This window comes from Ruegeria sp. SCP10 (assembly GCF_040329495.1).
Classification (GTDB): Bacteria; Pseudomonadota; Alphaproteobacteria; order Rhodobacterales; family Rhodobacteraceae; genus Ruegeria.
The window spans coordinates 352343-365822 of record NZ_JBDZYF010000001.1 but is presented as its reverse complement, the minus strand read 5'-3'; the positions used below and the strand labels follow the sequence as shown (position 1 = coordinate 365822).

Annotated in this window: 10 protein-coding genes; 7 read left to right on the top strand and 3 right to left on the bottom strand. The window is 58.6% G+C overall.

What is annotated here, in order from left to right:
- The first annotated feature begins 290 nt into the window (after window positions 1–290).
- Together ABLN87_RS01910 and ABLN87_RS01905 are read left to right on the top strand one after the other, a co-directional pair.
- The gene (locus ABLN87_RS01910) at window positions 291–2117 is read left to right on the top strand and encodes an extracellular solute-binding protein (protein ID WP_353006987.1); all 1827 of its coding nucleotides are present in this window, start codon (window positions 291–293) and stop codon (window positions 2115–2117) included.
- Between the two features lie 533 nt (window positions 2118–2650).
- Window positions 2651–2890, top strand: coding sequence for a hypothetical protein (locus ABLN87_RS01905; protein WP_353006984.1), 240 nt, complete (start codon window positions 2651–2653; stop codon window positions 2888–2890).
- On the opposite strand, the gene ABLN87_RS01900 is transcribed toward ABLN87_RS01905, so the two are convergent.
- Window positions 2879–3502 (bottom strand): helix-turn-helix domain-containing protein, encoded by a 624-nt coding sequence (locus ABLN87_RS01900; RefSeq protein WP_353006982.1) that lies wholly within the window; start codon window positions 3500–3502, stop codon window positions 2879–2881. The two genes, ABLN87_RS01905 and ABLN87_RS01900, sit on opposite strands and share 12 nt — an antisense overlap.
- A gap of 64 nt (window positions 3503–3566) precedes the next feature.
- On the opposite strand from ABLN87_RS01900, the gene ABLN87_RS01895 reads away from it, so the two are divergent.
- The 5 genes from ABLN87_RS01895 to ABLN87_RS01875 all read left to right on the top strand — a co-directional run bounded on the left by ABLN87_RS01895 (window position 3567) and on the right by ABLN87_RS01875 (window position 9423).
- The gene (locus ABLN87_RS01895; protein WP_353006979.1) at window positions 3567–5084 is read left to right on the top strand and encodes a class I adenylate-forming enzyme family protein; all 1518 of its coding nucleotides are present in this window, start codon (window positions 3567–3569) and stop codon (window positions 5082–5084) included.
- Window positions 5081–5737, top strand: a complete 657-nt coding sequence (locus tag ABLN87_RS01890) for a DsbA family oxidoreductase (RefSeq protein ID WP_353006976.1) — start codon at window positions 5081–5083, stop codon at window positions 5735–5737. The genes ABLN87_RS01895 and ABLN87_RS01890 overlap by 4 nt, the downstream gene beginning before the upstream one ends.
- 78 nt (window positions 5738–5815) lie before the next feature.
- On the top strand, window positions 5816–7042 hold the full coding sequence (locus tag ABLN87_RS01885) for a multidrug effflux MFS transporter (protein ID WP_353006973.1): 1227 nt from the start codon (window positions 5816–5818) through the stop codon (window positions 7040–7042).
- A gap of 42 nt (window positions 7043–7084) precedes the next feature.
- On the top strand, window positions 7085–8749 hold the full coding sequence (locus tag ABLN87_RS01880) for a tetratricopeptide repeat protein (RefSeq protein ID WP_353006970.1): 1665 nt from the start codon (window positions 7085–7087) through the stop codon (window positions 8747–8749).
- The gene (locus ABLN87_RS01875; RefSeq protein ID WP_353006967.1) at window positions 8746–9423 is read left to right on the top strand and encodes an SH3 domain-containing protein; all 678 of its coding nucleotides are present in this window, start codon (window positions 8746–8748) and stop codon (window positions 9421–9423) included. The genes ABLN87_RS01880 and ABLN87_RS01875 overlap by 4 nt, the downstream gene beginning before the upstream one ends.
- On the opposite strand, the gene mfd is transcribed toward ABLN87_RS01875, so the two are convergent.
- Entirely contained in the window at window positions 9420–12875 is a 3456-nt protein-coding gene (mfd, locus tag ABLN87_RS01870) for a transcription-repair coupling factor (RefSeq protein ID WP_353006964.1), read from the bottom strand. The two genes, ABLN87_RS01875 and mfd, sit on opposite strands and share 4 nt — an antisense overlap.
- Window positions 12876–12896: 21 nt before the next feature.
- Entirely contained in the window at window positions 12897–13421 is a 525-nt protein-coding gene (locus ABLN87_RS01865) for a component of SufBCD complex (protein ID WP_353006961.1), read from the bottom strand.
- Between the last annotated feature and the right edge of the window lie 59 nt (window positions 13422–13480).

The window sequence follows — 13480 nt, the reverse complement described above, 5'->3', positions numbered from 1 at the left end:
CCGATGACCTCTGTTCAAACGCAGCATGCCATGCTGCACCTGCAAAGAAAACGGGGAAAGACGCCGATAAAGTATCGCGGTGATACGGCTTGCCGTAGCCAAAAAAAACGCCCGCACGAAGCGGGCGTTAAGTTATTGAGGCAGGTTTCATACAGGCAAGAAACCTATCGAGCAGTGAGACCTTTATAAGCAATTCCATGCCTTCATCCAAGCTAAAAGTTTGAAAATAAGAAAAATCATCGGTACGATGATACCCAACAAAATAAGGCCAGAGCAGGATTGTTTCCAAAATGAGCCCGGATTTTCTACGCCCTCTTCGTTTACTCGCAGCGGGAATCGCCTGCATTTTGGCAGCCCCTTTGGCCCAAGCAGATTCGTCACATGGCATAGCTATGTATGGCGATCCGGCTTTACCACCGGATTTTGTGTCTCTGCCCTATGCAAATCCGGATGCGCCCAAAGGTGGCAAGGTCGTTTTTGGGAATACGGGCGGCTATAACAGTTTGAACCCGTTTGTGCAAAAAGGCACCTCTCCCTGGCAATTGCGATTTTGGACCCATGAAAGCCTGATGGGCCGGTCCTGGGACGAACCTTTCACTCTTTACGGGCTGTTAGCCGAATCGGTTGAGACGGCGCCGGACCGGTCCTGGGTCGAATTCACGCTTCGGGAAGAGGCTGCGTTCTCCGACGGAACACCGGTCACGGTCGAGGATGTGATCTGGTCGTTCCAGACACTGGGCACCGAAGGTCATCTGCGTTATCGCGGTCTGTGGTCCAAGATCGACAGTATAGAAGCAACCGGCCCGCGCACGGTCCGGATTTCGTTCAATGAACCCGATCGCGAATTGGCGCTGATCGCTGGGCTGCGGCCGATCCTCAAAAAGGCTCAGTGGGAGGGCAAGAGCTTTGCCGACGCCTCGCTGCAAGACATCCCGATCGGTACAGGCCCCTATGTGATCGATGACTTTGAGGCTGGCCGATACGTCAACCTGCGCCGAAACCCTGACTATTGGGGCGCAGACATCCCATTCCGCCGCGGCACGATGAACCTTGATGAGATGCGGATCGAGTTTTATGGTGATGGAACAGTTGCTTTCGAAGCGTTCAAGGCCGGTGAGCTATCGGCCGTGCGTGAGTTCAACGCAGACAAATGGAACACTCAGTATGACTTCCCTGCAGTGCAACGTGGAGACGTTGTAAAAACCGAAATCCCGCATCAAAAACCCTCTGGCATGACTGGTTTTGTCATGAACACTCGCAAAGCTCCATTCGATGATTGGCGCGTGCGCGAGGCCCTGACGCTGGCGTTCAATTTCGAGTTTATCAACGACACCATCACGGGAAGTGCGCAGCCAAGAATAACCTCTTATTTCTCAGGTTCTGAGCTAGGCATGAAGCCGGGCCCGGCCACCGGTCGTGTGAAACAACTGCTGGAAACGTATGCCTCTGATTTAGCGCCGGGCACGCTGGAAGGCTATGAGCTGCCCGAGGGGGATGGCACCGAGCGCAATCGCCGCAGTATTCGCAAAGCGCTGGGCCTGCTGGAAGAGGCCGGCTGGACCATTCAGGATGGTCAACTGCGCAATACTGATGGTATGCCCTTCAAAATAGAACTTGTGATCAGCCAAGGCAGCCTGAACGTGGTACAGGATGTCAGTGTGATCGCAGAAATATATGCGCGTGCTCTGGAACGTCTTGGGATTCAATTGACGGTCACAAAGGTCGATGACGCGCAGTACACCTCTCGTATCGACGCGCAAGACTTTGACATGACCCCCTTCCGCCGTGCGTTGTCCCTGTCTCCGGGCAATGAACAACGCCTGTATTGGGGCAGCGAAAGCGCCAATACGCCAGGAACGCGTAACCTTATGGGCGTTGCCTCACCGGCTGTAGACGGCATGATCGACGCCATGCTGGCCTCGGAATCCCGCGAGGATTTTATCGCAGCGACCCGCGCGCTGGACAGGGTTTTGACAGCAGGTCGGTATGTCATTCCGATCTGGAATTTCGATGTTGGCCGTATCGCGCATATCCGGGAGCTGAAATTCCCTGAAACGCTGCCGATCTACGGCGACGGGCCGCAATACATGCCAGAGATCTGGTGGTACGAAGGTTAAACCCCCTTGCGCCGCGCGAAAGCCTGACAAAGCAAATGGCCTGTTGAAACGAACACCGGATGCGAGGCTCCGATCGCGCCCCGACCCTTTTGCTATCCTGCTTCGGCAATAATCAGCACAGGGTGACATACGCCCCATGTTTAGTGTAGTGATAAAGAAAGATCGGCAACATACGTCTCAGACATCTAAATTTGGTAGGTTTCCGATCATAGTCATCAATTCACTTTACTCATCATATTCTAGTGATATAGCCTGAGCGTAGGGAAACACACGATCAGCAGAAAATTAGCTCTTTCATATCAGACACCTAAACAGGCGGGACATTGACCCTGACCTCGTTACATCGGACCGGCTACCACTCACTCACAAACTCAGGTCCAAAGGCCCGTTGCGGACGACCCGCAGCGGGTTTTTCTTTGGCAAACAACCCGCACAACACCTGCGACATTTTGTCATGTCTCACGTTACTGTAACAGCTTCGTACCCTATCGGTGGGGGAGAGCAGTCCAGGTCGGATCACGGGAGGCTCGCACATGTTGAACTGGGCAGAACTTACGAAAGAGCTGGGCGCTACCTATGCCCGCGCAAAACGGCGTTTTCCAAACCTGAGAGATCAGGACATGGACAGCGTCTGGAACAATCGTGAACGGTTCGAGGCCTATCTAGCCGAACGCCATCATCTGACGGTGAATGAAGCCCATGAAGAGGTCGAGGATTTCCTGTTCACCGAACGCCTAAACCACGAACTGGCGCACGCAGCCTTAGCCAAGTGACGTCACCCACAGGATCGTGGCATCTTCGTCGCTGACCGACACGACATTGTGCCCCATGCTGCCATCATAATAGGCACTATCCCCCCGGCGCATTTCAACAGGCTCGTAAAACTCGGTATACAGTCGCACAACACCCGTCAGCACATACAAGAATTCTTCACCATCATGGCGCACCCAGCCGTCAAACTCGTCCATTGACCTCGCGCGCACCCGCGCGCGGTAGGGCAACATCTGCTTCTTGGTCAGCGTCTCTGCCAGCAGCTCATGCTCATAAGTTGCGGTGGCATGGGCCGTGCCATCCCCTACCCGAGTCACTGCCATGCGCCCGATCACCTGATCCCGCTGTGGTGGCGTGAACAGTTGCGGCACCGAAATCTCCAACCCGATGGCCAGCTTTTTCAACGCATCATAGGTGGGCGACATCTGCCCGTTTTCGATCTTGCTGAGGGTCGAGCGCGCCAACCCGGCCTGCGTGGCCGCCTGTTCCAGCGTCCAGTTGCGCGCCTTGCGCAACTCGCGCACGCGCACGCCAAGGTCCAGAGGTTCAACCTCGGCCTCAACGCCGGATTCGCGGGCAATGCGGATTAGGGATTTGGGATCTTGCGTGCTCATGGCCTTTCTATAGGACCAGCCAGCCCTGCTTGCAACGCAGCAGACGCCGCGTTAGCCAGACTGCATGTTATCGATCTTTGATCAGGGGCCACCCGCGCCCTGCCCCATTCCGTTCAATCTGGCCGCCCATGTGCTGCGCCATGCGGATCGCTTGTCAGACAAAACGGCCCTCTCCGTTCTGGGTGCGAACGGCACGGATGACTGGAGCTATAACCGTTTAAACCGCGCCGTCCTGGGAACGGGCACTGGCCTGTTGCGGGCGGGTTTGAAACCCGGTGATATCGCGTTGATGCGGTTGGGAAACACAGTGGATTTCCCCATCGCCTATCTTGGCGCGATTGCGGTGGGGATCGTGCCTGTGCCGACCTCGTCGCAACTGACCGAACCGGAAACGGCCCGCATCATTTCCGACCTTTCCCCGTCTGTCATCCTGCGTGATCCATCCGTGCACTGCGCTACGCATCCGCATCAGATCGACCTGTCAGCGCTGAAAGCAATGCGAGACCTGCCCGCCGCCGAATTTGAATTGGGCGACCCTGAGCGGCTGGCCTATGTGGTCTATACTTCAGGCACCTCGGGCAAACCGCGTGCGGTGGCGCACGCCCACCGTGCCATATGGGCGCGACAGATGATGGTGGATGGCTGGTATGGGCTAACGCAGCAGGATCGCCTGTGCCACGCCGGGGCGTTCAACTGGACCTACACGCTGGGCACGGGGTTGATGGATCCGTGGACCATCGGCGCGACGGCTCTGATCCCGGAACCCGGCACCGACCTCGCCGCGCTGCCCGGATTGCTAGGGCGCAGCCGCGCCACGATCTTTGCCGCAGCACCCGGCGTTTTCCGAAAGATGCTGCAAGGCCCGGAACAGATCGATCTGCCCGATCTGCGTCATGGGCTTTGTGCCGGAGAAAAGCTGTCTCCGCAGTTGCATATGCGCTGGCAGTCCGCCACTGGCACCGACCTTTTCGAGGCCTATGGAATGTCGGAATGTTCAACCTTGATCTCCTCCAGCCCTGCTCATCCCGCACGTGGTGAAGCGCTGGGACAGCCACAACCCGGTCGCCGCGTTGCGATCCTTGGGCCCGACGGCCCCGTTCCACAAGGACAGGATGGCACCATCGCTATCCATCGATCTGACCCAGGCCTGATGCTGACCTATCTCAATGCACCGGATGAGGTTGCGCAGCGTATGCAGGGCGATTGGTTCCTGACCGGCGATCAGGGCGCCATGGCTGTGGATGGTCAAATCACCTATCTCGGCCGGGATGACGACATGATGAATGCAGGCGGCTACCGTGTTTCTCCGGTCGAGGTCGAATCCGCCTTGTCCCAACACCCAGGCATCACCCAGGTCGGCGCGGCAGCGGTCGAGGTCAAACCGGACACATTTGTGATAGCAGCCTTCTATACCGGCCCCCAAAGACTGGACGACGACACCCTGCGCGCCTATGTCCAAGCCAATCTGGCACGCTACAAACAACCGCGCGCCTTCGTTCACCTTCCCGAGTTGCCGACCGGCGGCAACGGCAAACTCCTGCGCCGCGCATTGCCGGCCTATTTCAAGGCGATCACCGAATGACCCAGACCGTCAAGCTTGATATCCTGTCCGATCCGATCTGCCCGTGGTGCTATATCGGCAAAACCCATCTGGACAAGGCCTTGGCAAAGGTGCCGGACCACCCCTTTGTAATCGAGTGGCACCCGTTCCAGCTGAACCCCGATATGCCCGACGCAGGCATGGATCGGCGCGAATATCTGGAGCGGAAATTCGGCGGCAAGGACGGTGCGGTGCGCGCCTATGCACCCGTGGTTGAACATGCCGAGAATGCGGGCCTCAGGATTGACTTTGAAGGGATGAAGCGTACGCCGAACACTCTGGACGCACATCGCCTGATCCACTGGGCCGGGATCGAGGGAAAGCAGAACGCCGTTGTCGATGCTCTGTTCGACGCCTATTTCGTTCAGGCCCGCGATATCGGTGACCCGGAGGTTCTGTCTGACATTGCCGACAGTGCAGGTATGGATGCGGCAGTGGTGCTGAAACTGCTGAAATCTGACGCCGACCGCGAGGATATCCGCAACCGCGATACCCATTCACGCGAAATGGGTGTTGGTTCTGTGCCGACCTTCATCGTTGCCAATCAACACGCCGTTCCAGGTGCTCAACCTCCTGAAATGTGGGAGAAAGTGATTGGCGAGATCATGTCTCAACTTGAGGCTTCCTCTGCATAGAAGCACAGAGCTCTGTGCAAAATTCCGGTCTGGCGCAACCTGATCTGCCGTGATAGCGCGAACAGGTAAGGAGCGCCCATGGCCAATCGCATGTCCCGAGGGGAATTCATTGCGCTGATCGCAATGATGTTCTCGACCATCGCCTTTTCCATCGACTCGATGCTGCCCGCCCTACCCGAGATCGGCGCGCAGCTCAGCCCGGATGATATCAACCGCGCGCAGTTGATCCTGACATCCTTTGTGTTGGGCATGGGGGTCGGGACTTTCTTCACCGGCCCTCTGTCAGATGCGTTCGGGCGCAAGCCGGTGATTTATGGCGGCGTCGCGCTGTATATCGCGGCTTCTGCCGTGGCTTGGGCCAGTTCGTCGCTCGAGCTGGTTCTGGCCGCCCGCGTGGCGCAGGGCCTTGGCGCCGCAGGTCCGCGCGTTGTGGCGATGGCGATCATTCGCGATCTGTATTCCGGTCGGATCATGGCTCGGATCATCTCGATCGCCATGATGATCTTTACTCTGGTGCCTGCCGTCGCCCCCATGCTGGGCGCAGGTGTTATCGCCCTGTTCGGCTGGCGCAGCATCTTTGCCCTGTTCATTCTGTTCGCAGTGATCGTGTGCGTCTGGATGGGCACCCGCCTGCCCGAGTCACTAGCGAAAGAAAACCGCCGCCCGTTCCGCCTGCCGTTGATGGTTGCTGCCACGAAAGAGATGTTTGCCCACCCTACCGTGCGCCTCTCGATCCTGGTGCAGACCCTCTGCATGGGCATCTTGTTCACCATGTTGACCATGGTGCAGCCCGTTTATGACGTGATCCACGATCGTGCTGACAGCTTTCCGTTCTGGTTTGGCTTTGTGGCTTTGATCTCAGGTTCAGCCAGCCTGCTGAACGCCGCGTTGGTGGTGCGTATCGGAATGCGCCGCATGGTGACATGGGCACTTGGGGGGCAAATCCTGATCACGTCATTGGTCATCGCGTTGAGCGCAATACCAATGTCACCCGACGCGTCCTTCGCCTTATTTGTGGCATGGCAGACAACCGTGTTCTTCATGGCCGGCGTGACCATGGGCAATCTCAACGCCATCGCGATGGAGCCGATGGGCCATATCGCGGGCATGGCGGCTTCGGTCATCGGATCAGTTGCCACCGTGTTGGCAGCCGCTATTGCCGCCCCGATCGGGTTGCTATTCGATGGCTCGATCACGCCTTTGACCATTGGCATTCTGACCATGTGTATCACAGCCTTTGGCCTGATGGTTCACATGGGGCGAATCGAAAACAGATTTCCGCCTGACCCTGTGCAGACAGGTTAAATCGCGGTACCCTGCTTCCATATTCGGGGGGGAGCTTCTGCAATGAGCTATGATTATGATCTGGGCAGCCATACCTGCCCTGTGACCACGTCCTCAGCCGAAGCGCAACAATGGTTCGACCGTGGTCTGGTCTGGACCTATGGCTACAATCACACTGAAGCGGTGGCATGTTTCGAAAAGGCTGTCGCGCATGATCCCAATTGCGCTATGGCCCATTGGGGCGTCGCCTATGCTGCCGGGCCGAACTATAACCTGCCTTGGGATTTGCAGGATGACCGAGGGCGGCAAGAAGCGCTGGCAAAGGCTTACGATGCGACACAGCAAGCCTTAGCGCTGATGGATGGATGCACCGAAGTTGAAAAGGTGCTGATCCAGGCTCTGCCCGCTCGTTACCCGCAACGGGACCCGGTCGAGGATATCCATCGATGGGATTTCGACTTCGCCGACGCCATGCGCGCAGCCTTCGCCGCCCAGCCGGAACATCTGGACCTACGCACCATCTACGTCGAATCCCTGCTGAACTTGACCCCTTGGAAAATGTGGGACCTGGGCACCGGCAAACCCGCCGACGGGGCCGCCACGCACGAGGCGCAAGAGGCGCTGGAATGGGCGATGGAGAATGACCCCGCCGCCATGTCTCATCCCGGCCTGCTGCATCTGTACGTTCATCTGATGGAGATGTCGCCAACCCCAGAGAAGGCTCTGAAAGCAGGCGACGTGCTTCGCACGCTGGTCCCCGATGCCGGGCACCTGGTGCATATGCCCACTCATATCGACGTGCTGTGCGGGCACTATAAGAACGTGGTGCACTGGAACGAAAAGGCCTCGATCGCCGACATTAAGTACTATGAGCGTGAAGGTGCGTTCAACATTTACAGCGGGTACCGACTGCACAATTATCACTTCGCCATCTATGGCGCGCTATTTCTGGGACAGATCGAACCTGCGATCCGGGCCAATCAATCCATGTGGGACACCACGCCCGAAGAAATGCTGCGCGTCGAAAGCCCGCCCATGGCGGATTTCTTCGAAAGCTATATGTCGATGGGTCCTCATATACTGATCCGCTATGGCCGCTGGGCCGAGGCCAAGGCCCTGGACCTGCCCCAAGACCCCGACCTGTTCCGCACGCTGACGGCAACCACGCACTACGCCCGCGCGATTGCCCATGCCGCAACCGGCGACGTGGCGCAGGCCGAGACCGAGGAACAGCTGTTCCTCAGCGCCAAAGCCTGCGTGCCCGAGGCGCGGCGGCTGCACAACAACCGCGTTATCGACCTGCTAGAAATCGCGTCGGAAATGCTGCGCGGTGAGATCGAATATCGCAAAGGCAATTTCAAGATCGCCTTCGCGCATCTGCGCCGTTCGGTCGAGCTGGACGACACCCTGCCCTATGATGAGCCGTGGGGCTGGATGCAACCCACGCGCGACGCCCTTGGGGCCTTGCTGTTCGAACAGGGCCATGTGGCCGAGGCTGAAGCGGTTTATCGCGAGGACTTGGGTCTGAGCGGCGACCTCAGCCGCGCCTCGATCCACCCGGACAATGTCTGGAGCCTAAAGGGCCTGCATGACTGCCTGAAAGCGCGCGGCGAGACGGTTGAGATCAAACAGATCAAACAACGGCTTGACCTTGCGCTGGCGCGAGCCGACGGTGCCGTCGGCGCGTCCTGTTTCTGCGCCCAAGCCGCGATGAGAGCCGCCGAATGAAATCACACCACCTCGCGCTGGCTGTCCTGATTTGCGCGCCAGCCTGGGCCGACCGTCAAAGCTTTCCTCCTGTGGATCAGGCGGGCAATGACCCGTCGCTTGCCGCGTTCCGAGAAGACCTTCTGACCAAAGTCGCCGCCCGCGATACCGAGGCCGTGATCGCCGCCGCCTGCCCGGATATCCATATCAGCCACGGCACCGAAAGCGGCCCCGAAGCATTTCGCGAAGGCCTGACGGTGCCGCCCGAAACTTTGGATGAGGAATACCGGGATCAGGCCGACGATATGCGCGCGGAATACTGGTCCGCGCTAGAAAACACCCTGTCCCAACCCGGTTACTTCGACGATCAGGGCGAGTTCTGGATGCCGCATCAATGGCGGATCAGTCTGCCCGCTACGCTGGACCCGTTTCTGGCCTATTTTGTGACCGGAGACCGGGTCACTCTGCGTCGTTCACCGGCGCGCAGCGGCGCAATCTTGGATTTCATCAGCCACGAGGTCGTCCTGATCCCCGACTATCAGGAAGGGGCCGAATACCAACTGGTGCGACTGACCGATGGCACGTTCGGCTACATGCACAGCGATTTTTTGTGGTCCATGGTCGGCTACCGCGCCGCTTTTGTGAAATCCGACGCAGGCAACTGGCAGCTTTGCACCTTTGTAACCGGCGACTAGGCCTTCGCCTTTTTCTTCTGGGCCATCAGCTTTTCCGCCAAATCACGGGCAATCGCAAAGGCCCCTTTGATCTTGTCGCTGTCTTTCTTCCAGTCGCGCCGGACCACAATCTTGTTGTCTTTGACCTTGGCCAGACCGCGCTGGTTCTGAATAAATTCAACCAGCCCCTCGGGCGAGGCGTATTTGTCATTGTGGAACTGGATGGTCGCACCTTTTGGCCCGCCGTCCAGCTTGGCAATCCCGGCCCGTTTGCACATCGCCTTGATCCGCACGACCAACATCAACGTGTTGACCTCTTTCGGCAATGAACCGAACCGGTCGATCAGTTCAGCCGCAAAGCCCTCAAGTTCCACCTTGGTCGACAGTGAGGACAAACGGCGATAAAGGCCCAACCGCACATCCAGATCGGGCACATAATCCTCGGGGATCAGAACCGGAACGCCCAGATTGATCTGCGGCGCCCATTGGTCATCGGCATCCGACAGCCCCTCCATCTCACCCGCTTTGATCTTGGCGATCGCTTCTTCCAGCATAGACTGGTAGAGTTCATAGCCCACGTCGCGCATCTGGCCCGACTGTTCCTCACCCAGCAGATTACCCGCACCGCGAATGTCCAGATCCTGCGACGCCAGCGTGAACCCGGCCCCCAGCGTATCGAGTGATCCAAGCACCCGCAGGCGTTTTTCAGCCGTTGCAGTCAGGCGCGCGCGGGGTTTGGTGGTCAGATAGGCATAGGCGCGGGTCTTGGACCGCCCCACCCGGCCCCGGATCTGATAGAGCTGCGCGAGGCCAAACATATCCGCCCGGTGCACAACCATCGTGTTGGCGGTCGGGATATCCAGTCCGCTTTCCACAATCGTCGTGGCCAGCAGCACGTCATATTTGCCGTCATAAAACGCGTTCATCCGGTCGTCGAGTTCGCCTGCTGCCATCTGTCCATGCGCGACCACATAGGTCAGCTCGGGCAGCTGTTCCTTCAGAAACTCCTCGATCTCGGGCAGGTCGGATATGCGCGGGACCACATAGAAGCTTTGCCCGCCGCGATAGTGCTCACGCAGCAGCGCCTCGCGGATCGTCACTGCGTCAAACTCGCTGACATAGGTGCGGATAGCCAGCCGGTCGATAGGCGGGGTACCGATGATCGAAAGGTCCCGCACGCCGGTCAGCGACAGTTGTAGCGTCCGCGGGATCGGCGTTGCGGTCAGGGTCAGGACGTGAATATCCGAGCGCAGTTGTTTCAAGCGTTCCTTGTGACCCACACCGAAATGCTGTTCTTCGTCAATGATCAGCAGACCCAGATTATGGAACCGTACCCCCTTTGCCAGCAGCGCATGGGTACCGATCACAATGTCCACTGTCCCACGTGCCATCCCATCGCGGGTCTGTTGCGCCTCTTTGGCCGAGACAAAGCGCGACAATTGCCGCACTTCCAGCGGGAAGCCCCGGAACCGTTCCCTGAACGACGCGGCGTGCTGACGGGCCAGCAAGGTGGTCGGCGCAACCACCGCCACCTGCACACCAGACATGGCGGCGACAAAGGCCGCGCGCATGGCGACCTCGGTCTTGCCAAAGCCAACATCGCCGCAAATCAAGCGATCCATTGGCGCACCAGAGTGCATATCTTCCATAACTTCTGAGATCGCGCGTAGCTGGTCGTCGGTTTCCTGATAGGGGAAGCGGGCACTGAATTCGTCCCACGCATGAGGTGGTGGGTCCATCACCGGAGCCTTGCGCAAGGCACGTTCAGCCGCGATGCGGATCAGCTTGTCCGCCATCTCGCGGATGCGCTCTTTCAGCTTGGCCTTCTTGGCCTGCCATGCGCCCCCGCCCAGACGGTCCAGCAGGCCTTCGTCATGGCCGTATTTCGACAGCAGTTCGATGTTTTCAACCGGCAGGTACAGCTTTGATTGTTCTGCATATTCCAACAGCAGGCATTCATGGGCCGCGCCGGCCGCCGTGACGACCTCCATCCCCATGTAACGCCCGATGCCATGGTCCACATGCACGACCAGATCACCGGGGGACAGTGATTGGGTTTCGGTCAGGAAGTTCTCGGCCTTGCGGCGTTTCTTGGGCTGGCGGATCAGCCGGTCGCCCAGCACATCCTGCTCGGCGATCACCGTCAGGTCAGGGGTTTCGAACCCGTGTTCCAGTGCCCAGACTGCCAGATGCAGCCCACGCTTGCCGACGCGAGTGCCGTTGGTGACCGGGATGGCCTCGGCCAACCCCTCATCCTCGATCAGGCCTGTCAGACGTTCACGCGCACCCTCAGAATAAGACGCGATCAGGACCGGGCCTTTGGTAAGCTTGTTGGTGATATGGCTGGCCAGAGCGCCAAATAGGCTAATGCTTTCCTGCTGGCGTTCCGGGGCAAAGTTGCGCCCAATCCGACCGCCTGCATCTATGACGCCCGGCCCGCTGGCCTGCGGCAGCGGGCTGAACTGCATCACCCGACGGTCGCCTACGACTTGCTCCCATTCCGCGTCGTCCAGATAGAGCAGTTCGGGCGAGGTCGGCTTGTAAACCGTATCCATGCGCGAGCGATTTTCCAGCGCCAGACGCCGGGTTTCATATTGGTCCTCAATCGAGGCCCAACGCGCCAGCCGCGCTGGCGTGACCTGATCGTCCAGAGAGATGGTTGCGCCGGGCAGATAGTCGAACAAGGTGTCAAGCTTCTCGTGAAAGAACGGCAGCCAATGCTCGATGCCCTGATGTTTGCGGCCCGCGCTGACGGCTTCATAGAGCGGATCATCAGTTCCGGCAGCGCCGAATTCGATGCGGTAGTTCTGACGGAACCGGGTGATGGCTGCCTCGTCCAGAATGACTTCGGAGACGGGGGCAAGCTCGACCACTTCAAGCTTTTCGATTGTACGTTGCGAGACCGGATCAAAGCGGCGCGCGCCGTCTAGAACGTCTCCGAACAGGTCCAGCCTAACTGGGCCGGATTCGCCCGGCGGGAAGATGTCGATGATGCCTCCACGTATGGCGTAGTCGCCGGGCTCCATGACCGTTGGGCTTTGAGTGAACCCCATGCGCACCAAAAACTGCCGTAGCGCATCCTCATCTACCCGGTGGTTCACACGCGCCGTAAACGCAGCCTCGCGCAGCACATCCCGCGCAGGCACGCGTTGGGTCGCGGCATTCAGCGTGGTCAGCAATACGAACCGATCCGGCATCTGGTGGACCAAAGCCGCCAACGTCGCCACCCGCGCCGCCGCGATATCGGCGTTGGGCGAGACGCGGTCATAGGGCAGGCAGTCCCACCCCGGAAAGACAAATACCGGCATGTCGGGCGCAAAGAAGGCCAATGCGGCGCGCATCGCTTCCATCCGTTTGTCGTCCCGTGCGACGTGGCACACCGGAGCCCCAGAACGCGCAATCTCGTTCAGAACAAGCTGCGCGTCATACCCTTCCGGGGCGCCGCCGACTGTCACGTGGTTCGGAGCCTTCATCGCCTTGCCTTTCAGATTTCGCTATCCCAGAACGCCAATCGAGAGGTTCTGATACATGCCCCAGAGCGAAGTGACCAGTATCGAGATCATGCCGATAATCTGTGTGTACAAGCGACATCGCGACAGAGTTTTTGCGACCCTGTCCATGGTCAATTCATGCTGCTGTAAGCGGCGGGCGTGAAAGATGTTGATGAGGGTGACGATGGCCATCGGAAACATCAAAAGGAATAGAGCCTGCGCAAACTCGACCCCATAGTAAAAGCCCATCGTCGCCATGCCGGTAAATACAAAGCAGACCAACGCCAGCATAATGACCCCGGACATTTCAAGGAAATAGAGCAAACGATTGGTGTTGATCCGCACGATATCCAGCAGGTCAACTTCGACCTGGCCGCCAACCCGACGCGCGCGAACGACCAAATCGTAGGGCACCCCCATCACCCAATGGCTGGCCGTCGACCATATCACGGCGAGGACGATCCAGAACCACAGATTCGAAAAGCTGCGCATGTCGATGAGTTCGAAGATCGAAGTGTACCAGTCCAAACCCAGCCCTTTATTCAAATCCTCAGGGGGTTCTATCGCAGCGGCGCGTTCATTGGTAC